The organism is Bacillus sp. FSL R5-0709, from assembly GCF_038004785.1.
Classification (GTDB): domain Bacteria; phylum Bacillota; class Bacilli; order Bacillales; family Bacillaceae_G; genus Bacillus_A; species Bacillus_A mycoides.
The window spans coordinates 2719794-2746557 of sequence record NZ_JBBORT010000001.1; the positions used below are offsets into that span (position 1 = coordinate 2719794).

Genomic DNA, 26764 nt, shown 5'->3' on the forward strand with positions numbered 1-26764 from the left:
ATTTTTTATTTACATAAAACAATTATAATAGAATAAAAAAAAGGATTGATCAAAAGATCAATCCTTTACTCTACTTCATTTAAGAAGAACAATGTTAACGCACCAGGTCCTGTATGCGCTCCGATTGCAGCTCCAATTGTATTTACGATAAATACTTCACAGCCGAATCTTTCAGTAATTAATGCTTTTAATGCTTCGGCAGTTTCTAAATCATCACCGTGAGTCATACCAATTGTTTGACCTTTAAGGTCTTTCCCACGCTCTTCCATAATATCAACAATGCGGCTTAATACTTTCTTTTTCCCTCTTACCTTTTCAAGTGGTACAAGTTTCCCTTCATCCACATTTAAGATCGGCTTAATGTTTAATAAACCACCGATAAAACCAGCTACTTTACTTAAACGCCCACCTCTCACTAGGTACTGCAAGTCAGCTACAGTGAAGATATGTTCCATATGGTTCATTAGAAAAGCGACACGGTTTAATATTTCTTCTTTTGATGCGCCCTCTTTCGCCATTTTTGCAGCTTCTAATACGACAATACCTTGACCGAGTGAGGCACATTTTGTATCAATAATTTCTAAATCTAAATCAGTGTATGTTTCTTTCACTTCTTCTTTAATGAGAACTGACGATTGATATGTACCGGACAGTTCAGATGAGAAAGCTAAATATATACAAGGATTACCTTCTTTTGCATAAGAAACAAATTTTTCTTGGAATGTTTCAAGTGAAGGCAGTGACGTTTTATACACTGCACCTTCTCTCATTTTTTGCAGTAATGTAACCGATTTTAATGTAACCCCATCTAAATACTCTGTTTCTGCTTCATCATATACACGGAGTGGAATTAAATCAATATCATATGCTTGCAGCAATTCTACCGGTAAATCCGCCGCACTATCCGTAATGATTTTAACACCCATTTTTAAACCTCTATTCTGTTATAAATATAAAAAATATAAAATAAAAATAGTACTTTTAAATTATATACGTAAAACTTAAATGAAGAAAGGAAAAGACTTTATATTATATGCACTCTTCTTCAAAACTTGAACTATTATTAAAAATGATACCGTTTTCTCCTATTTTCATAATTTATTGTGCCAATTATGAATTACAACTCGTATCGTTCTTTATATAATAGAAATATTAAAACATTTCAAATGGAGGCCTAAAAATGGGAATTCAACTAGCTATACCTAATGATATAGAATGGATTAATAACCAATACGAATCAATCGGATTTGTACCGAGTGATTTATCACGAGATAAGGTTGCGATCATTACATACAACAAAGAGTATGCGGGTGTTGGACGTTTAGTCCAAATAGATGAAGATACAATTGAAATGGGTGGAATTTTCATTCTTCCTAAATTCAGGGGTCTACAATTAGCTGGAGAACTTGTTTCATTTTTAGTACAAACTGCGAAAAAATTACAAATACAAAATGTGTATTGTCTTCCTTTTGAAGAACTAGAAAGCTTTTATAAAAAATACGGCTATACTGAAGTCGATACTACAGAAGAAGACGTCCACCCAATTATTCTAAAAAAATATAATTGGTGTTTGGAAAATTACGATAAACATGTTTTACTATTTAAATTGTGAGTTTTGTAAAAAAGGAGTGAATATACTTTATATTACACCCTAGGTTATAAGATGTAATTATCTATGTTATTAATTAGCTTCATTAATCAAACAACATTTACGCCAATTTTATGTCCGTTTTAAATAAGTGTTAGCAAGTTCGTTGACAAACTTGTTAGCACCTTTTTAAAACTTAAACCTGAAGAAATCCATACAATTAAGTAACTATCCTAGCTAGCAATAATATAATCCTTCATAAATATTAAAATGAATTCATTGAGGATAAACCGTTTGGAGGATATTCTATAGCACTGAATGATTTACAAAAGATTACGCATTGATACGCTACGAATAAAAATAATGAGCTAATCAAGGGAATATAATCATTTTTATGTAATTCGCACTTGTACTTCCTGTTCTTGTATCACTTGAATGATTAATTCCAATACAATATTTTGTACTAACTGATACACATTGTCATGAAATGTACTTTGTTCTGATATGTATTCAATACATTGATATATATATCCTTCTACCAATAAGCTCCCTTTTTCAACTGTAAATTTATTTTGTCCATTCTTTTTTACTTTTGGTACTAAAAATTCGGTTTTTGTCAAAATAATCTCCTGTTCCACCTCTTTTATTCCTATCACTTTTTCTGTAAATACCACTTTTTCTCGTAAACTAATTTCACCTTTATATCTTCCTATTTCTATTGGTAGTCTGGCTGTTATATAATTACTTACTTCTCCCCCATTTTCACTCTCTAATATTATGCTGTGAATAGGAATCCATGAAGATGTCTCTACCTTATTCTCTTCATTATTCCCTTTAACTTTTTGATTATATAATTCAACAAGCACTCTCTTTTCATGAAGATTTAAAGAAACTAATTTACAATAAGCCTCCGAATGATACTGTTGCACTGTAGTTAATAACTTAGAATCTAATTCACGCCCCTCCGCATCTTTTTCATTTCGAAATACAAATGCATCTTGATTTTTCACATTTATTTTTGGAAATACTTTAAAGCTAGACACTTCTGAAATAATAGAAAATGGCGTTTTCACTACCATTGAATGCACTGAAGTCTCTATTTTTGATCCTAAACCTATACTTTCTCTCTTTGATTCAGTTTCTTCACTTTTTTTCTCTGATTCATTTGCTACTTCTACTTTCTCTAATCCAATCACTTTATTTTCTTTTGCTGGTTCAGTCTCTTCACTTTCTTTGTTTGATTCAATTGCTATTTCTTCTTTCTCTAATTCTCTTTCTTCATATTCTTTTACTGATTCAATTTTCACCTCTTCTTCCTCTAATCCAATCGCTTTATTTTCTTTTGTTAATCCAGTTTTTTCACTCTCTTTCTCTATTCCAATTACTTTATCTTCTTTTTTTGACTCTGTTTCTTTACTTTCTTTCTCTATCCCCATTGCTTTATCTTCTTTTTTTGACTCTGTTTCTTTACTTTCCTTTTTTTCTCTTATTTCGCGCGAATCATCTTGAACATTCAGCATTTTCCATTTGTAAACTTTGTTCCATATTTCCTTACCAACCCATGGCTTATTCATCACCATCCCCCCATCTGATGAAATTCATAAAAATATGCTTTTTGTACGCGACCATTCCATCATTATATATGTTTTATAATAATAAAAAAGACATTGTCTTTTTATTAAAGACAATGCTTTTTTAGTCTTATACTTGTACTTGTTGTACTTGTAAAACTTTTAAAGTAAGATCTAGTACAATTTTTTCACGAAGAGTTCCAAATGGCTCGTTTAATTCTGTTGGACAAGGTGAAAAGTCTAATTCGAAAAATTGTGCGCTTACTAATTCACAATATGGTTGTTCATTATAAAAAACTGTATTTTCGAAGAAGTATTTGTCTAAACGTGGTAAATCACCATTTTTAGGATTAATAAAGTGAGATGTAGTATCTGAGGAAGAAGCTACTACAGCTTGTGATAGAAAATCAGCTGCTGTTAAATCTGCAAAACCAGAAAATGGAACATTTGCAATACGATCATATAGCACTCCATTACACTCATCATTTGCATATTCAATATTTTTACGAATATATCCTTGTACAAATAATTTTGCTCTTGTAACTCGGCGGTAATTTGTACCTGGTACTGGAGTAAATGCTACAGGAACTAACTTACATTGTGTTAAAAATACATTTTTTAACACACGTTTAATCTCAGTTGCTGGAGGATCTAATGAAATATCAGATTCTACAACAATTTGAATTGTTCTTTCTGCTAATACAACTGGTATTTTTACAATCGGTGTTCCTGGAGTAAGAATTGGTGTTGCAGCTGCATCACTTAATGGCGTTTGAGTTTGTCCATCTACCTGACATGGTACATTAATTGGGCATTGTTCGCTCATATTTTATAATCTCCTTTATACAATATTTTGGAGTTTTTTAACTCTCTATACTGTATATGTATCTCTTCTATTAATGCGTGGGTTTGTATAATAGTTACTTTCATCATTTACAAAAAAATAGCAAATTTATTGTTAGTTAAGCACACATAACTTAATATATTAAGCCTTTATGATTATCTACCTATATAAAAAGAGAATTTCTGAACCCTCATCGTGGAAGTAGGAACTGATGTGTTAATTATATTCACTAGTAATAGAAGAAAAATCAATATTAGTATCACTCTACTGTTGAAAAAAATAAAAACCGACTAAAAAAAGTCGGTTTTTATACCCAAATTCTTGCGGAATCCCTTCATCCTTATCATTAATATCATTGTTTTATTCTCAAATTTTTCACTGAAATTTATCAACTCTTCTTAGGAAACCAATCTTGTCGTCATTCTTTTCCCTTAATTTCATTTATTAACATCTCTTTTAATACCTTTTTATCTTTGGATAGTTTAGTTTTTGTTTGCAATTATAAAAAATAAGACTACTAAACGTTAATTTACTAGTCTTATGACGTTGTACAATCCGTACACGCTCCCGTTCATTCACTTATTATTTACAAAATAAGTATCATATGCCTTATCAAAAACATACCCTAGCTTTTCTGCTAATTTGACAGAAGTACTATTCGCTGCGTCCCAGTTTGGATACCTCCCCTTTTCTAAACAATCCAATATTAAGGTCGCACAAACTACAGTTGCCAATCCCTTTCTTCTATGATCAAGATCAGTAGCAACTTCAATTTCAATACCATCATTATAAATACTATATGATGATGCACCGCATACGACTTCTCCATTATACAAAATGCTATAACCTATACCTCGATTTACATAATCATCTATTGATCGAAATTGATTTGTAAAATCTTCAGAAACGTTGTGTAATGTTGGATTATTTGCGATATGCTCATCTATTTTTCTTAATTCATATCCTTTTGGAAGTGCAGTTATAAAAGATTGTAATTTTGAGCGATTAAACACTTCTGCATTTCTTTTAAATTTATATCGTAAAAACTTATCTATTTTTCTTTCATGGAATGTTTCTAAACGCTTTTTCCATTGATCACTATTTACGATTACTAAAATTCTTTCAGGGATGTTACGTAATAACTCTTCTGTCTCTTTTGCATTTGGATCCCCAGCGTAAAATGTGAAAATCCCTACCGTAATTTGCGCTACTGTCGGGTTTTCAAGATCGTTCACCCAGGCATTGCCCATATGTCCTTGTAAATAAGAAAGTAGAACAACATTATTAAAATCCTCGAACATAGAAACTAATTTTTTTCTTGTATGTATTTTTGCCTCATATATCATTTACATTCCCGCTTTCTTTAAAATCAACTAGACTCAACATTTTCATGAGTTAACTTTTATTAGTATTCTTATACACACTTATTTATTATCTAAGTAAATGTCTATGAAACTCAACTCTAAAATGTCAAATAATTATAAATTATACGTAAATTCAATTTTATTATAACATCTAATTTCATTGAAATGATTTACCAATCAAGAATTGCTATTTTCAGATTCATTTTAGTCCTCATATCTCATTTTCTATTTACAGGTAAAAACATTATTATTCACAAATAATAGATAGCATTAGGACCATACCACATAGCTATCCACTCAATTAATACATTGTTTCCCAAAACGAAAAATTTGTAATTCCTCAATATAAAAATACATACATCCCAATATTCTAATGAAAACTATTTGTTGATAAATTTTTGCATGTATACCAAATCAAGATAAATAACTGTAAGATTGATTTGTAAATAAGCTTATTAAGGGGGATTATAAAATGTCTGATTTGTATTCTCGTCTTTCAAAAAGTGATGCCGCGGTTCTTCTAGTGGATCATCAAACAGGTCTTATTTCCAGTCTAGTGCGTGACTATGGTGTTGATGAATTCAAGAATAATGTTTTAGCTCTTGCGAATACCGCTAAGTTTTTTGATTTACCTGTTATTTTAACAACTAGCTTCGAAGACGGTCCTAATGGTCCACTCATGCAGCAATTAATCGAACTATTTCCAAATGCGCCTAAAATAGCGCGTCCTGGACAAATTAACGCGTGGGACAATGATGAATTTGTAAAAGCTATTGAAGCAACGGGTAAAAAACAGTTAATTATCGCAGGTGTCGTTACTGATGTTTGTGTTGCGTTCCCAGCTCTATCAGCTATAAATGCAGGGTATGAGGTATTTGTTGTAACGGATGCATCTGGAACTTTTAGTAAACAAGTTGCTGATGCCGCTCTTATGCGTATGGCTCATGGAGGGGTGCAACTAATGAACTGGTTTAGCGTTGCAGCAGAATTACAGCGTGACTGGCGAAATGATGTTGAAGGTTTCGGAGCTTTACTTGCTAAGCATCTTCCAAGTTATCAAAATATCATTGGAAGCTATATGGGGGCTCAAAAAGAATTTAGTAAATAAATTAATTCTTGATTAAACTTGATATCAATTTTGAATAACTATGTAAACTCAATAAACACTACCAATAGCTATTTTACATAATTAAGAAAAGGGCTGCTTTAATAGCCCTTTTCTTAATTGCTTTACCAATATTGTATGTTCCTCCGTTACTATATTTAAATTACAAATAGCAATTATTAGTACAACTAGCCATCCTATTTACTTCTAACATCCATACTAACAAAGCGATTTCTTCCGTTACTACAATCCGCCTCGTATATTTTAAGAGGATTAATCAATAGGTACGTTATAGCTCCTTCTTAGAAATAAAAGATTCCGTCGCACCATTTTTATATATTTTGGTCAACTTAATAATCGACTTGTACGTATTATTGTCATCCACTATCATTTTTTTCATTTCTTCTATTTCGGCATTGCCAGTTCCACTCTCTATTTTTAAACAGTTCGAAATGGAAAGGTATCCGCTTGATACTAAAATAATAATAAAAGTAACATCAGGGAAATTAATAAATAGCAATCCATAGTTCAAAGGATCTCCAGCTGGATGCGATAAAAGCAATCGGAAATCTAGTAGTTCTGGCACTTGAACAAAATCTTTAGAAACAATCGCTTCACCTACTATTGTAATTTGCTTTACTACATTCCCAAGTTCATCTGTAAATTCAATACATCTAGGCGTATCAATTGTTTTTGCTTGTAGAGATAAATTCAATTCAGAATTATAAAAATCGAAAAAGAGTGTACTTCCCTCCGTTAAACACTGTGGACAAACATTTCCAAGGAGACTAAAATCCTCTTCAATAAATTTAACTTTCGCTTTACAACTACACACTTTTCCTATTCGAATCGCATCAATCCTTGAACAATCTACAAATATTACCTCATTGTCTTCTTGTGCAAATGAAACTATACCTTTTATCTCATTAAATGAAATGAAATATGATACAACTATTTCGTTTCCGTCTATTGTGATACTCTCAATCCTAGAATAAGGATCTAAACTTTTCAAAAATTCACATATACTATTTTGACAACATTGACAATTTCGTTTCGGCTCGCAATCCACTTACATTCAATCCCTTCCCTATATGTTTTTATCTAATACACATAATATGAGCGGGATATATGAAAAGCTTGGACAATATAATTTTAACGTAAGGATATAATTTGTTACGCCTAACATCAATATGGAAATTACACCAATAATAAGTAATAACACATAATTTTTACTATAAATACATATAACAATTTCATCTTTCAATGAAAAAGCGTTATAATGAGGTGCAGCCTCTAAGATTACGTAATAAAGGAGATTAAAACAATGACTAAAATTAAAGTATATCAAGTAAAAGAAGAAAATATGGAAGCAGTAAAAAACATTATTGATGTTGAGGAACAAAACCCAACTGCTGAGAACTTACAAAATCTATATACATGTGTATTAGATACTGAAGATATGGCATTACCTGAATCATACGTTGAAGAAGATATCTTAATTGATTCTATGGAAGTTATGGTTAACGCTTCTCAAAGCAAGCTAAGAGACTTAGGTACATATGATGTAATCGAAGTTCAAAACAAAGGTAAGAAAACACAAATTTTATTATTAGCAGACGAAGAATACGAAATTATCGAAGGCTAATTCGACTCCGTACATAAGAAAAAGCTCCTTTCAAAATTGAAAGGAGCTTTTTCTTTATGCTTTTGATGTTTCACTTTTCACCTTGTTTTGTTCTTTTTTATATACCATGCGCTCATTTCCCATAAAGAAAACGAATACGAACGCTAAACTTGCGGGGACTAACGCCCACATAAATGTCTGAACGATTGAACTAGAGAGAGCTTCAATAATTTTATCTAATATTTGCGGCGGAATTTGAGATCTTGCCGATTCTGATAGAATAGCTCTTGAATCTCCTAAAGCGTTTGTATTCATTCCCCCGCTCATACCTTTAAACGATTCTTCTAATTGATCCTGGAAACCAGTTCTTTGAATCATTCCGAAGATTGTAATACCAAGTGTCATACCTAATGAACGAATGAAGTTACTCGTTGAAGTCGCAGAACCGCGTTGCTCCATACCGAAGTTATGAATAGCAGCCATACTTAGTACAGAGAATGAGAAACCAACTCCAAAACCGATAATAACCATATAAATTGTTAATAATATACGACTTGTTTCTGGCGTTAATGTACTTAATAAGAATAATCCGATTAGCATAATTACAGCAGAAATAATCATAATGTTTCGGTAGCTAAGTTTCGATGTTAAAAATCCACCTAACTGCGCTGTAACTACTGATCCTAACATCATTGGTAATAACAATAATCCTGAGTTTGTTGCGGTACCACCGTATACGCCTTGAATAAATAACGGAATGTACACAGTTGCTGACATAAATGCCGCCCCGTAACATAAGGCAATAATTGTACTCATTCCGAATAGACGTTGTTTAAACATCTCAAATGAAATGATTGGTTCTTCTACTTTTCGTTCAATAACAATAAAAGCAATTACTAAAATAGCGAACCCAGCAAATAAACTTAAAATAAAGCTAGAATCCCAATCATACTTTTGTCCGCCTAATTCTAAGGCGAACATTAAACAAATTACTGCACCAACTAAAGTAATTGCGCCAAACCAATCAATCTTTTGTTCTCTATGAACTCGTGACTCTTTATAAAATAATGTAATAAAAATAAGTGCTAAAATTCCAAGTGGTAAGTTAATATAAAACACCCAGTGCCAGCTAATATAATCCGTAATATATGCGCCAAGTAATGGCCCGAAAATACTTGATAAACCAAATACTGCTCCGAATAAACCACCCATTTTCCCGCGCTTTTCTGGAGGGAAAATATCAAAAACGATAGTAAATGCGATCGGCACTAGTGCCCCGCCGCCAATACCTTGAATGGCACGATAAATACCTAACTGTGTAATATTTTCAGCAGTACCACAAAGTGCCGAACCAATCATAAAGACGATTAAACCGAAAATAAAGAATCTCTTTCTACCATACATATCTGATAGTTTACCGAAAATCGGCATACCTGCCATTTCTGCAACCATATAGGCAGAAACAACCCATACAAAGTTTTCAAGACCTCCTAAATCACCAACGATTGTTCCCATCGCTGTTACGACAATGGTATTATCCATTGATGCCATTAAGATACCTAGCAATAAACCGGCAACAACGAAGCCGAGTTTATTATTCTTTTCAACCATAACCTTGCTCTCCCTCATACTACTTATATTTGTTTATGTTCTTTTACGACTGAATTCCCTTTCAGGTTAAAACTAGTATGATATTCTACTACACTAATTTCACAGCCAGGGCCAATTATAACATGATTTCCTCTAACTACGTCTGCAATTGTATGCTCTAAATAAATATCATCTCCTTCAATAATTGATGTTTGGAGGTTTCCAGCATGACTTGTAAAAGGATTAAATCTCACTTTTTTACGTACTGTAATCTTTTTGCCACCGATTTCCCTTACTTTACTTCCTTCATAACGAAGTGAGATTTCAATATTTTCAGCATTAAGCAAACCATCACTTTCAAGACCACCAGTTAGTAATAATTCCTCTACTTCTATATCTCCCTTCACATTTAAAGCGCCTTTCACATCTACGAAATCACCTGAAAACTTTCCTTTAACTTCAATCATACCTCTTACTTTTGTTTTTTCTATATGAGCATCACCATACATTTGTGTATTGCCATATACTTTTATACATTCCGCATCTACGTTTCCTTGTACTCCACTATCTCCATACACGACATAATTTTTAACTTTCATATTACCACGTACATCACTCGTGCCGTACGTTTTAAATTCATTACAACTCATATGATTAGAAATTGTTCCTTCGCCGCGTATCTTTACTTTGTTATAATCCCCACCCGCTGAGCTACCTGATCCATTAACAGTAAGACTATGTTGATTTTCCATATCGATTGCTCCCTTCTTTACACCTGCCTAATTTCTTTTACATTTGCGCTTTTATCAACAGTAAGAACTCCGGTATATTCAATGAGTTCAATCTCACAGTTCGGTCCTACTGTAACATTGTTTCCTCTTACCGTTTTTATGTGAGCATAATCAATATCGATATTGTCACCTTCTAACAATTCAGCCTCTAACTGCAGGCCAAATACTGTTTTAAAAAGTTTACTAAAAGTACTCAATCTATGTCTTACTTTAATTGTTTGACCGCCAATTTCTTTCGCTCTACATGTACCGTGAATATTAATATTAATTTCATCTGCGCTTAATAAACCACCTACCGTAAACTGTCCCTCTGAAGAAAAAACATCAACCTCGCAATTACCATCAATCGTCGCTTGGCCATTGATTTTAAATTCTTCACCGGTGACATTTCCACCTATCGTACCTTTTCCTGCAATTTTTAAAGTGGTCGCCTTTACATCTTGTGTAATTGTCCCTTTCCCATCGATTCGCATCATTTCTGTGCTAACTGTACCATCAACTTTACCCGATCCGCTAATTCTTGCATTACTACTTTTCAAATCACCAGTAACTGCACCGTAACCATTACATTCAAATTGCTCACATTCAACGTTTCCATTAACAGTTCCTTTTCCGTTTAGCTGTACTTTGTGAAACTCACCGCCATTCGATGTACCGTAACCGTTTATAATTAAATTTTCTGTACGCATGATTTCTCCTCCACTACAACAGTTTAGTTTTTAATGCTTCGGTATATTTCATAATTGCTACACGTAAAACAATCTTTGTTCCCTTTTCAAAAATTAAATCCTCAACGCTTGATACTAAGAAGCATGTAGAAATCCCTAACTTCCGAATAATAACTAAGTCACAATTTTTATGTTTAATCGCTTCATAATTTTCACGTAAAACTTGTAAAACCATTTTCCCTTCTTCTAAGCTAACGTCTCCTGATTGAAGAAGTTCTTCTAACACGTATACATAAAGAATATCTGCAAATTGAAAATCTGCCGTTTTGTTCGTTTGCTCCATGAAAAATTGTAAAACAGGTTCTGATGTAATTTCTTTACGAATGAGATCTTCCTTTGCTAAAAGAATCTCTGTTACGCTTGGTGAAAACATATTTGCCAATTCATCAAGCGATAGATCCTCTTTCATCGTTTGAATTTTATCAATACGCTCTAATATCTTTTCTTTTGGAAAAAATGTTTCCTGACCTGTGAACGTTGACTTCCGTACAAACCAATCTTCCGGTATTAAATTTTTTCTCTTCCACCTATATAACTGTCCGTATGAAATACCAGTTAACTCTAATAAATCTTTTTTTGAAATTAAATCTGTAATCAACTGTATATCACTCCTTCCTAACAACAATGTAACATAACACTGTTACGCTGTAAATGAACTTTTATAACATGTAGCGTAAAAATGTGCAAAACAAACTTCATTTTCATACAAAAAAGGTTCTTACACACCTTACTAAAATGCATAAAAACCTTTATATATCAAGGCTTAAACCATATTTGATAAAAATCGATCCAACCTTGTGGATTAATCATTATATTTTGCACTTTTTCGTGTGAACTTACTTGCTGTTTGTTACGATATAAAGGAATAATATGAATTTGGCGTAACAATGTGTCTTCAATATTGTGTAACAGTGTCATCCGTTTCTCTAATTGATTCTCTATAAAATAAGACTGCAATACTTCGTTAAATTTTATATTGCTATGTTGATGAATAAAGCTGTTTTTTGTAAGAAACATATATAGTAAACTTTCTTCAATACGCTCACTAATTGTCGCACTATCATGTATTATATCAGCCTTTTGTATCGTACTTGCTTGCAATAACTCTTTTGTTTCAAGAAAAATGACTTCAATAGTGACGCCATACTTCGCACACTCTTTTTGTATCCAATATGAGTCTTCAACATGATCTTGTTCTGTAAATGTATATAGTCGCAGTGTTTCATTACGGTAAGAGCTCTCTTTAATAAGCGTATATATGTCCTCATTTATATGTATAGTGCCACCCTTTGTTAGAACCAATTCTTCTGCTATTTCTCCGCGCGCTCCTTGCAATTCCTCGATAAGCGCATTGCTATGAATGATTTTATATAGAGCTTTCCGAAACATCGTGTTTTGCATAGGTCCTTCTTTTGCGGTATTTAATGTAATGTATGTTACATTCGACTCAAGTCTAGTTAGTTCTTTATGATGCTTTTCTATATTGTTATAGTGTGCTTTCGCTAAAATATCGCACGTATTTACGCTGTGCTCTACATTCCATAATTCAATTCGATCGAGAAATGGTCGCTCGCGAAAATATAAATCATTTGCTTCTAATACGAATACATCCTCATTCTTTTCACATAATCGAAACGGTCCAGTACCGATTAACCTTCCATCTCCATCTTCATTTACAATAGAACACTGTTCTGTACTTAAAGCATGTAAAAACAGCTTATTATCTGTAGATAAACGAATCTGCACAATGTAGTCATCAAGAATATGTAAACTTTCAACGTGCTGTAACATCCACGCATGCGGATTATTTTTCGCTTTCAAGAATCGTTTAAATGTATGTACAACGTCATAAGCAGTAAATTCTTTCCTGTTATGAAACTGAACACCTTTTCGTAAGTAGAAGGTCCATATATATTTCTGGTCATCATATTCCCAATAAAACGCAAGTCTTGGCTCTACACTGTTTGTATTTCCGTCTATATACACTAACGTGTCGTATATATGTTTTACCATATGACATTCCGAACGCATCGTAGCGTATACAGGATCTAATGCAATATCTAGATTCATTTGGACTTGCAAACGTAGCACATCTCTTCTCCCTTTAGATGTCCTTTCGACTTGATAACCGAATATCGAATCAATCCACGTTTGAAATTGCGTTTGAAGTGATGGAAAATACGAGCTATATCTTTCAATAAATGCACTTCCACTTTTTACGTCCCCTTGTTTCGTTATTTCTTTTCCTCTTTCTAAAATTAAAGAAAGTGGATGTTTTTGAAATAACAACTTTGAACGATTTCCTCTCCCTCGGCCTGGAAACCACATAATCCAATTAAATTCTTCTAATTTTTTTATGATTAATTTACTATTTCGCTCTGTACAAAATAAAGTTTCAGATATATTTTGTATTGTTATTTCTAATTGTTCTCCCTCTGCTCTCCCATTTCCATACTGGAGCCACAGGTGCATATATTGTTCCAAAATAATCATAAAACGCCCCCTAAAAGATGAAAAATCTTCCTCTTTCATTCTACCCTTTTTCATTTCTGGCTTCCATCTTATCATTTCAATATAGAAAGGAGGAAATAAAAATGAAGTATCTTTTAAAACGCTATAATAAGCCTATTCTCATTCGATTGTTCGGTGAATTGTTAGTCCGAACGACTGAAGCGATGTTAGCTATCATTTTTATTGTTCACGTTAATAAAGCGTTAAATGGTAATGTCATCGTTACAATGCTTCTTTTCGGATTACAGCCTCTCGCTGATATTGTGTTTACATTAATCGCTGGGGGTGTAACAGATAAATACGGCCGAAAGAAAATAATGTTACTCGGATTACTTTTACAAGCTTTTGCCGTAAGCGGCTTCGTTTTTGCTGAATCGGTCGCCTTTTTCGCCTTATTGTATGTAGTAAATGGTATTGGACGCTCTTTATATATTCCGGCACAGCGAGCACAAATCGCTGACTTAACGAAGGAAGAACAACAGGCAGAAATATTTGCTGTTCTGCATACTACGGGAGCAATCGGCTCTGTAATTGGCCCATTAATCGGCGCCTTTTTCTATACTAGTCACCCTGAGTATTTATTTATTTTGCAAGGTGTAGCCCTTACGCTATATGCTATTCTCGTTTGGACGCAGCTTCCTGAAACAGCTCCACTCATGAAAAATGTTAATAAAACTAAAGAAGTATATTCGCCAAAACAATTTATTTCAAAGCATTACGCTGTGTTTGGACTTATGGTTTCTACGCTACCGATTAGTTTTTTCTACGCCCAAACCGAATCAAATTATCGTATATTCGCCGAAAGTGTATTTCCAAATTTTCTATTTGTACTCGTGTTTATCTCAACTTGTAAAGCTGTCATGGAAGTGATTCTCCAAATTTCCCTTGTGAAATGGTCTGAACAGTTTTCTATGCCTAAAATCATTGTTATTTCCTATACTTGCTATACGTTAGCTGCGATTGGCTACGGTTATTCCACAACAATATGGTCATTATTCTTCACATTGCTCTTTTTAGTAATTGGGCAAAGTATAGCTTTGAATCACTTACTACGATTCGTTTCACAAATCGCTCCAAGTCATAGACGCGGATTATATTTTTCTATATACGGTATACATTGGGATATTTCAAGAACTTGTGGGCCTTTTGTAGGTGCATTGTTATTAAGTAAATTAAGCGGTAGTACTCTATTTTATATTTGTGCCTTCTTATTAATAATCGGTGGTATCATTCAAGCTTTTTTTGTTCAATCGTTAGAAAGAAACAAAACAAAAGAGCTGTCCCTATAGGAACAGCTCTTCATTTAACCTGCCATTTTATTAATACTATCCTCCGGTGAGAACACAGAAATATGATGTACTTTACCAGTCGATTTTGGAATTACGAATTTCAATTCAAACTGGTCATTTACTTTATAAACATAAATTTTATCATTACCATTTTCTTTAACAGACGCTGGTTTTCCTAAAGCCTTTTCGATTTCTTGTAACGTAATCGATTTGAGCTCTGAATGGTAAGAGCGTACGTCAAAGACTTGTGATCCTTTATTAAAGCCAAATGCTACATTTTTACTTGTAAAAGTTGCATACATCCCGTTTCCTGCTTGCTCAGTCTTATCTGCCTTTCCCCATGCCTTCTCTATTTCTTCAATATCTCCTGTATGAGCTGCATATGGTACGTTAGGTACTTTACCTTCTTTCGCTTGCTCAAATAAATCTTTTACATGGTTAATTGATTTTTGATTAAGCACTGTATTTTTCGTATTAGACTCCGTTGAAGGTTTTACCGATTCTTGACCTTTTGGTTTTTCCACAGGTTCATTCTCTTTTTTGGGAGCAGTCTCTTCATTCTTTTTACTCTTTTCTGACGTATCGCTCTTTTTTTCCGTACTATTTTCTGATGTTGAATTAGTTTGCTTCTTTTCCTCAGCGTTAGTACATGCGGTTAAAGCCGCTACACACGTTAAAGTTAGGAAAAATATAAGTACTTTCATATATACTTTCATCATTTTCAACCTCCCTCTTCAATATATTCACTTTTGTAACCATTCCATAACACTACTCCTCAAATTATTTTTCCCCCAAAAAGTAAGTGCTTCCGTTTCTCCGAAAGTACGGACCATATACTCTATATATGATTTTCCTAAAAAATAACCGAGTCGGTTGTATCCGAAATAAGTCCCTCCTTATAGACGGAACCATTCTTTCTCTTTTTCAACTGTCCATCCTTCAACATAATCCTGTAAAAAACGTTTCTTAATGTTCTCTTCAATTTCTTTATAATATTGTAACGATGAATCACCATTACTACTATATGAATAGTAAACGGACTCACTTAAACCTTTAACTATTAGTTGTGATAAATAGGTCGCGACCCCTTCACGATATAAACTTACCGGGGCATCATTCCATTCTCTTGTAATGCTACATTATGATATATATGTCCGATTTCATGAGCAACGATAACACGGAGGTGCTCCCTTACAGGAGATAATTTCTCAGCCGCAAAAAATATATCCCCAATAATCTCCCTTTCCACAAATGCATTAGAACCAAATCCACCTACAAATATATGAAAAGTTACATCTATATTACTACCAAATTGAATGCGATAGTCCTTACTAACTTCTTGAATAATTGATGGTAAAATTTCTGAAATAATACGAATGTCTTCTAGTTTTGCAGGATACTTTTCAATCGCACTAGAGAGACGTTCTTCTGTCTTAGGACAGTGAAACTTAAAATACTCTTCGAATGCCTCTGGGTGCATATCATAATATTTGTTCAAGTCATGTAATCCTATATCATCGCTTTCCAAAAGCTTCAAAAAGCTTGGAATTGTATTGTTAATCATCTTATTCATCTCCTTGTATACACCTTCTCTCCATACTCGCTATATCCTTTTTGTAACTTGAATTAAACTGCTACAAAATCTCCTTTAAATGCAAAAAACCAGCAGAAAGTGAATACTCATTCTCTGCTGGTTTAATGTTTTGTTCCTTCTGAATCTTATTCAAATCATTTGTCATGATCAGAAATCCATTAAGATTAACTATTTATATAATTAAAAAAGCTGCCCTATTAAAGGACAGCTTCAAATATGTATTTTTACACTTCGATAGATTTACCGTCTTCAACGATATGGTAAAGTAAGTGCGCTAAATGATGAATTGGACCATTTTCTTCCTCTTCTTCATTTGTCTCACCTTGGAATTCAAGATCATTTAAGTATAGTGCTAAAAATTGATAGAACAATTTCAAATCAAATCCGTAGCAAGCACTTGGTTCTTCATGATCTCCTTCATATTGTAACATTAAGTATTGCTCGTTTCCTTCTGTATCTTCAGCATCAAAGAATACGAAGAAACCAACGTTTGTATCTAAATCAAATAGATGACGAGTACCTTTTTCTGTTGCTTTCTCGAAATCCTCTTCACTTAATTTATGTACTGTTGTTGCCTTTGCATTATCCTCTTGATGAAAATTTACTGTAAATGATTTCAATGCTGACACCTCCTGATTGTATAACAGTAGCATAACAGATTAGACAACATAATACAAAGGGACTGCTTACAAATGTAGACAGTCCCCTGTATTCATTTCCGCATTGCACGGAATATAAAGCTTACGATGAAAATCAAAACAATGGCGCCTATTAAAGCCGGAACAATCGCATATCCGCCTATAACAGGTCCGAATTTACCAAGTAACGCTGTACCAAGCCAAGAACCGACAATACCTGCAATAATATTACCGATTACACCACCAGGTACATCCTTCCCAGTAATTAAACTTGCAAACCATCCTAATATACCACCAACGATTAAAGACCAAATCATATCATTTCCTCCTTTATAATTGACCAATAAAAATTATAATCAGAAACAATTGCTTACCATTAGTTATGTTACATTTTTCGTAAGTTATTCGTCTTATGAAAATCATTCAAATCTGCTCACCCTTTTAAGGACAATCTGGCTTCAATATTGTTCTCATAAATTCGTCTTTAAACGCTTGATAATTAAATTCAACGGCAATTTTTTGTATAGGACGATTATCAAACGTCGTTGGCTCAGCTATTTTTCTAAAATCTGCAACACTTTGACCTCTCGTTACATCATTCGTCGTACTAATCCAAACTGCTGATTTTTTATATTCAAAAATATCATCATTTATAAATGAAATGAACGGAAGTAAATCGTGAATCGGACTCCCAGCAATACCTGGATATTCTTTTTTGTAAAAGTTCTCGTAATAAAAATCGATCATTGGCTTTATGAGTTTCGCCTGCCCTGTTCCTTCTTTATCAATAATATCGACCATTTCAGGGGTAATAAGAGCACGCTGCGTTACATTTAACGGATATATTGTAGCATTCTGCGCATATTTCATAACGATATTCGCGGCAATTGGATCGCCGTAAAAATTAGCTTCTGATACAGGTGTAACGTTTCCCGGAAATAGAAAAACACCGCCCATTATATAATAAGAACATACTCGATTCATTAAATTGGGGTACAATAAAAATAATGTTGCAAGTGTTGTTAATCGTCCCGTCGCCACTATAATAATATCTTCTGGACAAGGCTCAATTAATTTAATCAATTCACAAAAATTTTCTCTGTCACAAATTCTCATTTTCGGTGGAATAATTGGACCTAAACCGTGATCCCCATGAATTTCAGGGAAAAACAAAGGTTCTTCAGCTGTCATTGGTCTACTGGCACCTTCAATAATCTTCACTTTTGTAGCATAGTATCTTTCTAAAAAATAAACATTTTCCGTAACAATTTCTCTTGATACATTTCCATACTCTGCAACGATACCGATAATATCTAATTTGCATGTTTTATTCGCATAAATTAACGTTACTGCATCATCAATACCAAAATCTCCGAAAAAGATTATTTTTTTATTAACTTTCCTCACCCCTCTCCAGCATAATCTACTATTATTATTATGCGAAAAAGACAAGGCGGTGAAACAGAGATAATTAAAAAAGCCGCCTATTTATTGGCGACTTCAATCTTTTTATAAGATAAATATGCTAGTACACTTTTGCTTGAATCATATTTCGGATTATTCCCTTTTCTCGGTTCTCTCATATGTGTTTTTTCAAACCCAGGAATGTCAGGCATTTTCTCTAAAAATTCAAGCATCTCTTCCTCAGTTCCCTCAATACGTACACGAATCATTATTACTATTCCTCAATTCTCATTTTCTCTGTACTAAGTATATCGTACATCAGAAAGACTGCAAGAAATTTATCTTTTTAATGTTGAACTTTTTTTACATACGAACAGTGCCATTTCAGTATAAAACGATTCTATTTTATTGTTTCCAAATTGAATTTTGAAAAATTCTTGCATTTCATTTGATGTTTTCATCATACACTCTGTTAACTTTACACGTTTTTGCATAGGAACATCCATCATATCGCACCACCAATCAAAATCGAACTTCTTGTCAAAAGTATGACATGACTGCATTTGCAAACCATGTTTTTCTAATAAAGTAATCCATTCTGTTTTTTTCAAAGCTCGTTCATGGCTTGGATCTCTCTTCTTTTCGATAAAGTTATAAAATGTATCAAACTCATTATTTTCTGGTGAAACGTTATCAATTAATATAAATAATCCATTATCTTCTAACGTTCGATTTACTTCAAAAATAAATTGCAAAGGATCAACAAAGTGATGTGCTGCAATTCGGCATGTAATTGTATCAAAGGAATCATCAGTAAATGGTAACCTTTCTGCATGTCCTGCTACAAATGATACATTTTCATGTCCGTTCCCTTCTATAAAACCTTTTGCTTTTTCTAACATTTTTTCTGTTAAATCAAGAGCGACTACCTCTTTGAACATTGGGGCTAACAAATTAGCAACATGTCCACCACCAGTAGCAATATCAAGAAGACGAGTATTATGACGAGTTTCAACTTGCTGAACTACATATTGTAAATCCAGTCCTTTTGCATGAATTTTACTTTTCACATACTTCTCTGCATTACTACCAAATTGTTGTTTCACAAGTTCTTCTTTACTCACTTTTATCATCTTCTTTCTATAAAGTATTATATTTAATTTATAAGTTCTCTTTATATAATTTCAAATCCTCTTTTAGTTTAGTTTAGTCTCGTCTCTTGTACTAGAGACCTTCTATCAAAAAAATTTAACTCTTTTATTTTTAAGCACAAAACAAAAAAGGTTATGGGGAATTATCCCACAACCCCACAAAGTATCTCTTAAATTTGAGGATCTTCTTACACGTCTAATCCCCCTGTAACTTCACAATAACTTCTACTTCGCTATTAGTAGCCTCTCTTGCATGCAATCCATATTGGTCCATGCCAATCCATATCCACCCAGGACTATCATAAAGAATATCTATGTTGAAATGCTTCAACTTAGTAAGCTCTGACCTAATAAATTTATCCCTACTAGCGATTTCCTTATCAAGCAAGCCATATTCTTTCCCATTTTCAAATAGCGCTATCATTTTTCCTGCAAGTGGATGTATACGAACAATAAAGTGATATTCTTTTTCATTTATATTCGCTACAATCGTATTAGAATCAGGTACATCACATCTAGAATTCTGCATATTCATATCGGTCAGCTCCTTTATTGATTTCATCAATATCATAACAGATTAATATTTAGATATTATTAATATAATGTAAAAAATATAAAAGCTGACTTCCCTTTAGAAATCAACTTTTACACATTGTTTATCTTTAAACTTTTTACAAATTTTATAATGTTTCTTTCTCTTCATCATTTCCGGAAACTAAATCTCCTAAAACATCCACCGTAACTTCAACTACAAATTCACAAATCCCTGCTACAACTTCTCCAATTACTTCCTCCATCTTTCTACCCCCTTGTTTTATGGAACCTATTTGTAGTATAGAAGATACTGGTTAATTTTAACTATCGGCAAAGGTGACAAAAACATTACAGATTTGTAAGCTATTTCAATGTTTTTTGAATTTATACTTCTCCCCTTTGAAACTTTAAGTATTATTAACAACCAGATAGGTCATCATAATATAAAGTATTTAAGAATCCTAATTTAAAGGAGGCGTGTAAAATATACTACGTAAAATTAATTAAAGGTCAATCTTTCTATGCTTTTGATCAACGATTCTTAGTGTCTCATGAAGAAGAGGTTTCGGAAAAAATTTTTAATTACTTACGCCGGAATGAATTCTTCGAAGTACGTAAAGAAGAATATTCCGCCTAAAGTATGAAAAGCATCAAAAAATGACTCTCATAATTGGGATTTTTTCTTGATGCTTTTATATTATCTCCCTTTATTCAACATTACTCCTCAATTCTCTTAAAATCTTATAGTATATGTCCAAGCTAATTCATCGTTACCTTCATATTTTAGTATATGAGGAGGTGACGAATATGACTCATATCATTGATTATCAAGCTACTCAACCTTTAAATAAAACAGGTGAAACAACTTTTGTAATTCCCCATTCCCCAGAAAAAGCAATTCTAGCAAGTATTAAATTAAAAATTTCAAGAAGAGATTCACGTAATAATCGAGTAGAATTAATTGCTACAGTTGGGGTTAAAGGTATAACTGAGATTTCACAAGTTTTATTCCGAATTTTCCGTGACAATACAGAAATCTTCAACGCTCAAGTAGGGATTGAATCTACAGATTCTGAGCAATTTTACGCGCAAACATTTCAAGCTATAGATCAAAATGTTAGCTGCGGGACTCACGAGTATTCATTAACTGTAGAAAACCTTACTAGTGGTGCAAGTGCAGACATTGTTGGTCCTCTGTCTTTTAGCGGCTTAGCTATTGGACAAGATCATAAGTGTTGCTAATTTAATCTATTTTGGTTTTTTGAGAAAAGTAAGACGCATTATCTGCGTTCTTACTTTTTTTATTTTCCCCACACTTACCTTCCCTTTGAATTTACTTGTGAATTTTTTGTATTTTTAGTTACCCATTGTATCACTTAATTCATCCTTTTTTTACAAATCAAAAAGATTGAAATCCATTAATGAAACACGTAATATAGACTCTGACTCTAAAAAAGTTCGTTAAAAATAATACATAAAATAAGGAGGTTTTATATACGAGTTTTTCATTTTAAAAGACAGAGAGGTTTTACATTATGTGGCGTAATAAAAATGTTTGGATTGTGTTAATTGGGGAGTTTATTGCTGGTCTAGGGTTATGGCTTGGTATTCTTGGTAATCTTGAATTTATGCAAAAATACGTCCCTTCTGATTTTATGAAATCCGTTATATTATTTATCGGACTGTTAGCTGGTGTTCTAGTCGGTCCAATGGCTGGGCGTGTCATTGATCAATATGAAAAAAAGAAAGTTCTTCTTTACGCTGGATTTGGTCGTGTTATTAGTGTTATTTTCATGTTTTTCGCTATTCAATATGAAAGTATCGCTTTCATGATTGCATTTATGATTGCACTTCAAATTTCCGCGGCATTTTATTTCCCTGCATTACAATCTGTAATTCCACTCATCGTTAATGAACATGAGCTATTACAAATGAACGGTGTACATATGAATATCGGTACAATCGCTCGTATTGCAGGTACTTCACTAGGTGGCATTCTTTTAGTTGTAATGAGTTTACAGTATATGTATGCCTTCTCAATGGCAGCATACGCTTTATTATTCCTCTCAACTTTCTTCCTACAATTTGAAGATAAAAAATCCGCTACATCAAGTAAACAATCAGCTAAAGATAATAGTTTTATGGAAGTATTTCGTATTTTAAAAGGAATTCCTATTGCTTTTACAGCACTTATATTAAGTATTATCCCTCTATTATTTATAGCTGGATTCAATTTAATGGTTATTAACATTAGCGAAATGCAACATGACCCAACGATTAAAGGATTCATATATACAATTGAAGGTGTAGCATTTATGTTAGGTGCCTTCGTTATTAAACGTTTATCTGATCATTTCAAACCTGAAAAGTTACTATACTTCTTCGCAATTTGTACCGCTTTTGCACACCTTTCGTTGTTCTTTAGCGATATTAAATGGATGGCACTTGCCTCATTTGGTTTGTTTGGATTTAGTGTAGGCTGCTTCTTCCCTATTATGTCGACAATTTTCCAAACGAAAGTCGAAAAAAGCTATCACGGACGTCTCTTCTCATTCCGTAATATGTTTGAAAGAGTTATGTTCCAAATTGTCTTACTTGGAACTGGCTTCTTCTTAGATACGATTGGGTTACAATATATGGTTCTCATCTTCGGAGTTATTTCGTTGTTGATTATTTTTATTTCCTTATCTAAGCAGAAACAATTTAAAAAACAAACGTCACAATCTGCGAATATATAAAACTAATACTTCTTAAGAATGGATCCCGTATTTTACTGGGTCCATTCTTTTAGAATTTTAAGGATTAAAATCTATTTTCTTTATGTAGTTCAAATATTTAAAGGAGTATCCCCTACTACTTTCGAATAAAATAAATTATAGATTTTTCAAAAAGGAGCTGTGGAAATGTCTTATGGCATCCAATTATTAATTATCCTTCTTTTTTCATTGGTCATGTTTGGCGTCCTTAATTTTTTAGCCATTTCCTTATCTCAAAATAACTTTAAAAGAAGGATTGTTGCAGGTTTCCTATTTTTATTGTTAACTCCCATTATCTTTTTGACTACTACAGCACTCACATCTATATTCGATAAAGGTGGTTTGGGAGTAGCTAACCTAGTCTTCGTTATTTTAAATGTATATATTGTAAATGGAATTGTCATTCTTCTTTCCGCTTCATTTATCCTCAAAAAACATAACATAAGATAGAGTACTAGGCATGAATCTAGCATTACACTAGATTCATGCCTTTTCATTTTAAAAATCTCACCTTTCTCCAAATTTTTATGTGAAATTTAAAAATTCTTTATGAAAATTTAAACTTTATTTTTTACAATATTCCTACCGTATTCGCACGTTTATAAAAACGAATAAGAAAGGAGTACACAATGAAAAAGTTTCTATTTATTTTCCCTATATTAATCGTTCTACTTAGTGGATGTAGCAATAATGATATATACGGCTCTTGGGAAGTCATTGATAATAAAAAAGGTGAATGCCCTGTATATTATAAATTTGAAACAGTTGTGAAAGAAGAAAAGAAAGAAAAGGTTGTTCACAATTTAGTGGAAATGCAAACAACAAATAAAAAAGAGGATTTATTTAAAGGATCGTTTGTTAAAAATTCTAACGTGTATCGTATTGATTATGGTAACTCGTTTACATCGGATCAATCTTTAAAAGTTGTCGATAATGAATTAAATGTATACTTTTTTACAACTGAAAACACATGTACATATAAAAAAACAAACAATTAATCTTCATTTATAACGTAGAAAATATTTTCTACGTTATTTTTATATTTCCCCTTATTATCCTCCCTCTAAATTTGTCAATCGTTTTAATTTTCATAAAAAAATGATAAAATGTAAACATGTGTTTTCAGAATAATTAAAAATACAGAAAGAAAACACTGTTTTTAGGAGGGGTTTTGATGACTTACACTTTAGCAACTAGAATGAAAGCATTCCAATCTTCTATATTTAGTGAATTAGGGGCCTATAAAAAAGAGAAAATTGCAGCAGGTCATAAAATGATCGATTTAAGTATCGGAAATCCTGATATGCCTCCTGCTGATTTTGTGAGAGAAGAAATGGTACATACAGCAAGTGCAAAAGAAAGTTACGGATATACATTATCTGGTATTCAAGAATTTCACGAAGCTGTAACTGAATATTACAACAACACTCATAACGTTATATTAAATGCTGAAAAAGAAGTTTTATTATTAATGGGTTCACAAGACGGACTCGTTCATTTACCTATGGTTTTTGCAAATCCGGGAGATATAATACTAGTTCCTGATCCAGGATATACAGCTTATGAAACAGGAATTCAAATGGCCGGTGCAACATCTTACTACATGCCATTAAAAAAAGAAAATGATTTCTTACCTAACTTAGAAGTTATCCCTGAAGAAATCGCCAATAAAGCAAAGATGATGATTTTGAACTTCCCAGGAAATCCAGTTCCAGCAATGGCACATGAAGATTTCTTTAAAGATGTAATCGCATTCGCGAAAAAACATAATATTATCGTTGTCCATGATTTTGCTTATGCTGAATTTTATTTTGATGGTCAAAAGCCAATTAGCTTCTTATCTGTACCTGGTGCAAAAGAAGTTGGCGTTGAAATTAATTCTTTATCTAAAAGTTATAGTTTAGCTGGTAGCCGTATTGGTTATATGATTGGTAACGAAGAAATTGTCAGCGCGCTTACGCAATTTAAGTCTAATACTGATTACGGTGTGTTTTTACCAATTCAAAAAGCTGCATCCGCTGCATTACGACACGGCGCTGCATTTTGTGAAAAAAACCGTGGAATTTACCAAGAACGTAGAGATACTTTAGTGGACGGATTCCGCAAATTCGGTTGGAATGTCAATAAACCAGCTGGAAGTATGTTCGTTTGGGCTGAAATTCCGAAAGGATGGACTTCGCTAGAGTTCGCTTATGCACTTATGGATCGTGCAAATGTCGTTGTCACACCAGGCCATGCATTTGGTCCTCATGGCGAAGGTTTTGTACGTATTGCACTTGTTCAAGATAAAGTAGTATTACAAGAAGCAGTTGAAAACATTAAAAATAGCGGTATTTTCTCTATTGAAAAAATAGAAGAATTAGTTAAGAATTAATAATAACTCCCCTGCTTAACTTTAGCAGGGGTATTATTATTCCTGGAGGTACGATATGAATATTAAAGATACTCTTCCCCATCGCTATCCATTTTTAATGATTGATAAAATTACAAACGTTAAAGAATCTCAATCAGCTACAGGATACAAACTGATCACAAATAACGAGTGGTTTATTAATGAAAATCAAAACTATATGCCTCATATGCTAATTGTAGAAGCACTGGCTCAACTTAGTGCTTTTGTAAGTACAGGTGAATCTGAAGGACTTGGTTTCCTCTCCTCTTTAGATGGGGTGGAATTTCATGAAAATGCGTATCCCGGTGATAAACTTGACTTACATTATGAATTAACACGTAACAGACGAGGTTTTGTTCTTGGGAAAGGAATTGCCTCTGTAAACGGTCAATCAATCGTTACCATTGAAAAGCTATTAATATATCAAGCTGATTAAACAGATTACATAGTAAGGGGTAGGGAAATGCGGAATGTTGTTGGTATTGATGCTGGGGGAACATTAACAAAAATTGCTTACTTTAACGAAATGAACAAATTAGTTTTTGAAAAATTTTATTCATATGAACATGAAAGAATTAAAGAATGGCTTCATAATAATAATTCAATTACACAATTATGCATTACAGGTGGTAAAGCTACACAGTTAGAACAACTCCTTTCAAGTTCATATAAAATAGTAGAATTAAACGAGTTTGAAGCTACTTTAGCAGGAGTACGATACATACTAAAAGAAGAAAAACGTGCTATAAACAGCTTTGTATTAACAAATATCGGTACAGGTACTTCCATTCACTATGTTCACGACAAGCAATATGTTCGCGCTGGTGGAACTGGAGTTGGCGGTGGTACTATTATGGGTCTTTCAAAACTATTAACAAATATAGATCATTTTGAAGACGTGATTCCGCTTACGAAAATTGGTTCAAGAAACAGTCTAGATATTACAGTTGGAGATATTTATGGCGGGATTCTCTCCCCTCTTGATAATAACTTAACTGCTAGCAATTTCGGAAAAGCGACCATTACAGACTCAAATTATAGTAGTTCAGATATACTAGCTACCGTTCAAGGACTTGTCGGTGAAGTCGTCACAGCATTAAGTCTTCAATTCGCCGAAGCAAAAAATATTGACCATATCATTTACATCGGTTCTACTCTATGTAATAACGTACATCTTCAAAATATTATTAGTAGCTATACAGAATATCAAAACAAAATACCAGTCTTTTTACAAGACTGCGGTTATAGTGGTGCAATTGGTGCTTTACTTCATAGTTCGAAATAAAAAAG

Annotated in this window: 29 protein-coding genes and 1 pseudogene; 12 read left to right on the top strand and 18 right to left on the bottom strand. The window is 33.0% G+C overall.

Annotated features, from left to right (window positions below):
• Positions 1-65: 65 nt before the first annotated feature.
• Positions 66-926 carry a DegV family protein gene (locus tag MKX37_RS13900; RefSeq protein ID WP_000538291.1) on the bottom strand — a complete coding sequence of 287 codons (861 nt, stop codon included), beginning with the start codon at positions 924-926 and terminating at the stop codon, positions 66-68.
• A gap of 254 nt (positions 927-1180) precedes the next feature.
• Between MKX37_RS13900 and MKX37_RS13905 the strand changes: the two genes are divergently transcribed.
• On the top strand, positions 1181-1612 hold the full coding sequence (locus tag MKX37_RS13905; protein ID WP_002012927.1) for a GNAT family N-acetyltransferase: 432 nt from the start codon (positions 1181-1183) through the stop codon (positions 1610-1612).
• A 368-nt stretch (positions 1613-1980) separates the two neighbouring features.
• Here the strand turns inward: MKX37_RS13905 and MKX37_RS13910 are convergent, their stop codons facing one another.
• The 3 genes from MKX37_RS13910 to MKX37_RS13920 all read right to left on the bottom strand — a co-directional run bounded on the left by MKX37_RS13910 (position 1981) and on the right by MKX37_RS13920 (position 5349).
• On the bottom strand, positions 1981-3162 hold the full coding sequence (locus MKX37_RS13910; RefSeq protein ID WP_078422491.1) for a BC_2427 family protein: 1182 nt from the start codon (positions 3160-3162) through the stop codon (positions 1981-1983).
• A gap of 127 nt (positions 3163-3289) precedes the next feature.
• The gene (locus MKX37_RS13915) at positions 3290-3985 is read right to left on the bottom strand and encodes a CsxC family protein (protein WP_002013348.1); all 696 of its coding nucleotides are present in this window, start codon (positions 3983-3985) and stop codon (positions 3290-3292) included.
• A gap of 593 nt (positions 3986-4578) precedes the next feature.
• Positions 4579-5349, bottom strand: a complete 771-nt coding sequence (locus MKX37_RS13920) for a GNAT family N-acetyltransferase (RefSeq protein ID WP_002127799.1) — start codon at positions 5347-5349, stop codon at positions 4579-4581.
• Between the two features lie 490 nt (positions 5350-5839).
• Between MKX37_RS13920 and ycaC the strand changes: the two genes are divergently transcribed.
• A complete protein-coding gene (ycaC, locus tag MKX37_RS13925) occupies positions 5840-6475 on the top strand; it encodes an isochorismate family cysteine hydrolase YcaC (protein WP_002013351.1) in 636 nt (211 codons plus the stop codon).
• Between the two features lie 286 nt (positions 6476-6761).
• On the opposite strand, the gene MKX37_RS13930 is transcribed toward ycaC, so the two are convergent.
• Positions 6762-7541 carry a BC_2878 family exosporium-associated protein gene (locus MKX37_RS13930; protein ID WP_002127800.1) on the bottom strand — a complete coding sequence of 260 codons (780 nt, stop codon included), beginning with the start codon at positions 7539-7541 and terminating at the stop codon, positions 6762-6764.
• A 255-nt stretch (positions 7542-7796) separates the two neighbouring features.
• Between MKX37_RS13930 and MKX37_RS13935 the strand changes: the two genes are divergently transcribed.
• A complete protein-coding gene (locus MKX37_RS13935; protein WP_002032538.1) occupies positions 7797-8117 on the top strand; it encodes a hypothetical protein in 321 nt (106 codons plus the stop codon).
• Positions 8118-8171: 54 nt separating this feature from the next.
• On the opposite strand, the gene MKX37_RS13940 is transcribed toward MKX37_RS13935, so the two are convergent.
• The 5 genes from MKX37_RS13940 to MKX37_RS13960 all read right to left on the bottom strand — a co-directional run bounded on the left by MKX37_RS13940 (position 8172) and on the right by MKX37_RS13960 (position 13737).
• Positions 8172-9707: an MDR family MFS transporter gene (locus MKX37_RS13940; RefSeq protein WP_002127801.1), complete on the bottom strand. Its 1536-nt coding sequence runs from the start codon at positions 9705-9707 to the stop codon at positions 8172-8174.
• A 23-nt stretch (positions 9708-9730) separates the two neighbouring features.
• Positions 9731-10438, bottom strand: coding sequence for a hypothetical protein (locus MKX37_RS13945; RefSeq protein ID WP_002127803.1), 708 nt, complete (start codon positions 10436-10438; stop codon positions 9731-9733).
• Between the two features lie 17 nt (positions 10439-10455).
• Positions 10456-11166, bottom strand: a complete 711-nt coding sequence (locus MKX37_RS13950; RefSeq protein ID WP_002127804.1) for a polymer-forming cytoskeletal protein — start codon at positions 11164-11166, stop codon at positions 10456-10458.
• A 13-nt stretch (positions 11167-11179) separates the two neighbouring features.
• Positions 11180-11803 carry a YhbD family protein gene (locus MKX37_RS13955; protein ID WP_002189908.1) on the bottom strand — a complete coding sequence of 208 codons (624 nt, stop codon included), beginning with the start codon at positions 11801-11803 and terminating at the stop codon, positions 11180-11182.
• A 158-nt stretch (positions 11804-11961) separates the two neighbouring features.
• Positions 11962-13737, bottom strand: coding sequence for an SgrR family transcriptional regulator (locus MKX37_RS13960; protein WP_078422439.1), 1776 nt, complete (start codon positions 13735-13737; stop codon positions 11962-11964).
• 62 nt (positions 13738-13799) lie between these two features.
• On the opposite strand from MKX37_RS13960, the gene MKX37_RS13965 reads away from it, so the two are divergent.
• Entirely contained in the window at positions 13800-15005 is a 1206-nt protein-coding gene (locus tag MKX37_RS13965; protein WP_002127807.1) for an MDR family MFS transporter, read from the top strand.
• A 14-nt stretch (positions 15006-15019) separates the two neighbouring features.
• On the opposite strand, the gene MKX37_RS13970 is transcribed toward MKX37_RS13965, so the two are convergent.
• The 8 genes and pseudogenes from MKX37_RS13970 to MKX37_RS14005 form a co-directional block, all read right to left on the bottom strand.
• Positions 15020-15724 carry a YjgB family protein gene (locus tag MKX37_RS13970; RefSeq protein WP_003189720.1) on the bottom strand — a complete coding sequence of 235 codons (705 nt, stop codon included), beginning with the start codon at positions 15722-15724 and terminating at the stop codon, positions 15020-15022.
• 24 nt (positions 15725-15748) lie between these two features.
• A pseudogene (locus MKX37_RS13975) lies at positions 15749-16569 on the bottom strand (aminopeptidase).
• A gap of 254 nt (positions 16570-16823) precedes the next feature.
• Positions 16824-17219 carry a hypothetical protein gene (locus tag MKX37_RS13980; protein ID WP_002084959.1) on the bottom strand — a complete coding sequence of 132 codons (396 nt, stop codon included), beginning with the start codon at positions 17217-17219 and terminating at the stop codon, positions 16824-16826.
• A gap of 92 nt (positions 17220-17311) precedes the next feature.
• Positions 17312-17554, bottom strand: coding sequence for a GlsB/YeaQ/YmgE family stress response membrane protein (locus MKX37_RS13985; RefSeq protein WP_002013368.1), 243 nt, complete (start codon positions 17552-17554; stop codon positions 17312-17314).
• Between the two features lie 124 nt (positions 17555-17678).
• On the bottom strand, positions 17679-18644 hold the full coding sequence (locus MKX37_RS13990; protein WP_002127811.1) for a nucleoside hydrolase: 966 nt from the start codon (positions 18642-18644) through the stop codon (positions 17679-17681).
• 77 nt (positions 18645-18721) lie between these two features.
• On the bottom strand, positions 18722-18910 hold the full coding sequence (locus MKX37_RS13995; protein WP_002013371.1) for a DUF3970 family protein: 189 nt from the start codon (positions 18908-18910) through the stop codon (positions 18722-18724).
• Between the two features lie 69 nt (positions 18911-18979).
• Positions 18980-19765 (bottom strand): class I SAM-dependent methyltransferase, encoded by a 786-nt coding sequence (locus tag MKX37_RS14000; protein ID WP_078422437.1) that lies wholly within the window; start codon positions 19763-19765, stop codon positions 18980-18982.
• Positions 19766-19988: 223 nt separating this feature from the next.
• The gene (locus MKX37_RS14005; RefSeq protein WP_078422438.1) at positions 19989-20327 is read right to left on the bottom strand and encodes a hypothetical protein; all 339 of its coding nucleotides are present in this window, start codon (positions 20325-20327) and stop codon (positions 19989-19991) included.
• Between the two features lie 483 nt (positions 20328-20810).
• Between MKX37_RS14005 and MKX37_RS14010 the strand changes: the two genes are divergently transcribed.
• From MKX37_RS14010 to coaW, 8 genes are all read left to right on the top strand, one after another.
• A complete protein-coding gene (locus MKX37_RS14010; protein ID WP_078179002.1) occupies positions 20811-20963 on the top strand; it encodes a YqbF domain-containing protein in 153 nt (50 codons plus the stop codon).
• A gap of 170 nt (positions 20964-21133) precedes the next feature.
• Complete coding sequence (exsC, locus tag MKX37_RS14015; RefSeq protein ID WP_002165595.1) at positions 21134-21568, top strand: exosporium protein ExsC; 435 nt, start codon at positions 21134-21136, stop codon at positions 21566-21568.
• Between the two features lie 293 nt (positions 21569-21861).
• On the top strand, positions 21862-23064 hold the full coding sequence (locus MKX37_RS14020) for an MFS transporter (RefSeq protein WP_002032512.1): 1203 nt from the start codon (positions 21862-21864) through the stop codon (positions 23062-23064).
• Positions 23065-23229: 165 nt separating this feature from the next.
• Positions 23230-23532: a hypothetical protein gene (locus tag MKX37_RS14025; RefSeq protein WP_000120186.1), complete on the top strand. Its 303-nt coding sequence runs from the start codon at positions 23230-23232 to the stop codon at positions 23530-23532.
• Between the two features lie 179 nt (positions 23533-23711).
• Entirely contained in the window at positions 23712-24080 is a 369-nt protein-coding gene (locus tag MKX37_RS14030) for a hypothetical protein (RefSeq protein ID WP_002127817.1), read from the top strand.
• A gap of 176 nt (positions 24081-24256) precedes the next feature.
• Positions 24257-25456 (top strand): LL-diaminopimelate aminotransferase, encoded by a 1200-nt coding sequence (locus MKX37_RS14035; RefSeq protein ID WP_002127818.1) that lies wholly within the window; start codon positions 24257-24259, stop codon positions 25454-25456.
• Between the two features lie 55 nt (positions 25457-25511).
• Positions 25512-25910 carry a 3-hydroxyacyl-ACP dehydratase FabZ family protein gene (locus MKX37_RS14040; RefSeq protein ID WP_002127819.1) on the top strand — a complete coding sequence of 133 codons (399 nt, stop codon included), beginning with the start codon at positions 25512-25514 and terminating at the stop codon, positions 25908-25910.
• Positions 25911-25937: 27 nt separating this feature from the next.
• Positions 25938-26759 (top strand): type II pantothenate kinase, encoded by an 822-nt coding sequence (coaW, locus tag MKX37_RS14045; RefSeq protein ID WP_003189700.1) that lies wholly within the window; start codon positions 25938-25940, stop codon positions 26757-26759.
• The last annotated feature ends 5 nt before the right edge of the window (positions 26760-26764 follow it).

Bases quoted from the DNA above. Each gene is read 5' to 3' on its own strand.
- ycaC (WP_002013351.1), top strand. From the start codon at position 5,840: ATGTCTGATTTGTATTCTCGTCTTTCAAAAAGTGATGCCGCGGTTCTT.
- MKX37_RS13915 (WP_002013348.1), bottom strand. From the start codon at position 3,985: ATGAGCGAACAATGCCCAATTAATGTACCATGTCAGGTAGATGGACAA.
- MKX37_RS13970 (WP_003189720.1), bottom strand. From the start codon at position 15,724: ATGATGAAAGTATATATGAAAGTACTTATATTTTTCCTAACTTTAACG.
- MKX37_RS13910 (WP_078422491.1), bottom strand. From the start codon at position 3,162: ATGAATAAGCCATGGGTTGGTAAGGAAATATGGAACAAAGTTTACAAA.
- MKX37_RS14005 (WP_078422438.1), bottom strand. From the start codon at position 20,327: ATGAATATGCAGAATTCTAGATGTGATGTACCTGATTCTAATACGATT.
- MKX37_RS14030 (WP_002127817.1), top strand. From the start codon at position 23,712: ATGAAAAAGTTTCTATTTATTTTCCCTATATTAATCGTTCTACTTAGT.
- exsC (WP_002165595.1), top strand. From the start codon at position 21,134: ATGACTCATATCATTGATTATCAAGCTACTCAACCTTTAAATAAAACA.
- MKX37_RS13935 (WP_002032538.1), top strand. From the start codon at position 7,797: ATGACTAAAATTAAAGTATATCAAGTAAAAGAAGAAAATATGGAAGCA.
- MKX37_RS13995 (WP_002013371.1), bottom strand. From the start codon at position 18,910: ATGATTCGTGTACGTATTGAGGGAACTGAGGAAGAGATGCTTGAATTT.
- MKX37_RS14040 (WP_002127819.1), top strand. From the start codon at position 25,512: ATGAATATTAAAGATACTCTTCCCCATCGCTATCCATTTTTAATGATT.
- MKX37_RS13950 (WP_002127804.1), bottom strand. From the start codon at position 11,166: ATGCGTACAGAAAATTTAATTATAAACGGTTACGGTACATCGAATGGC.
- MKX37_RS13985 (WP_002013368.1), bottom strand. From the start codon at position 17,554: ATGATTTGGTCTTTAATCGTTGGTGGTATATTAGGATGGTTTGCAAGT.
- MKX37_RS14020 (WP_002032512.1), top strand. From the start codon at position 21,862: ATGTGGCGTAATAAAAATGTTTGGATTGTGTTAATTGGGGAGTTTATT.
- MKX37_RS14025 (WP_000120186.1), top strand. From the start codon at position 23,230: ATGTCTTATGGCATCCAATTATTAATTATCCTTCTTTTTTCATTGGTC.
- MKX37_RS13960 (WP_078422439.1), bottom strand. From the start codon at position 13,737: ATGAAAGAGGAAGATTTTTCATCTTTTAGGGGGCGTTTTATGATTATT.
- MKX37_RS13965 (WP_002127807.1), top strand. From the start codon at position 13,800: ATGAAGTATCTTTTAAAACGCTATAATAAGCCTATTCTCATTCGATTG.
- MKX37_RS13900 (WP_000538291.1), bottom strand. From the start codon at position 926: ATGGGTGTTAAAATCATTACGGATAGTGCGGCGGATTTACCGGTAGAA.
- coaW (WP_003189700.1), top strand. From the start codon at position 25,938: ATGCGGAATGTTGTTGGTATTGATGCTGGGGGAACATTAACAAAAATT.
- MKX37_RS14035 (WP_002127818.1), top strand. From the start codon at position 24,257: ATGACTTACACTTTAGCAACTAGAATGAAAGCATTCCAATCTTCTATA.
- MKX37_RS13905 (WP_002012927.1), top strand. From the start codon at position 1,181: ATGGGAATTCAACTAGCTATACCTAATGATATAGAATGGATTAATAAC.
- MKX37_RS13945 (WP_002127803.1), bottom strand. From the start codon at position 10,438: ATGGAAAATCAACATAGTCTTACTGTTAATGGATCAGGTAGCTCAGCG.
- MKX37_RS13920 (WP_002127799.1), bottom strand. From the start codon at position 5,349: ATGATATATGAGGCAAAAATACATACAAGAAAAAAATTAGTTTCTATG.
- MKX37_RS13940 (WP_002127801.1), bottom strand. From the start codon at position 9,707: ATGGTTGAAAAGAATAATAAACTCGGCTTCGTTGTTGCCGGTTTATTG.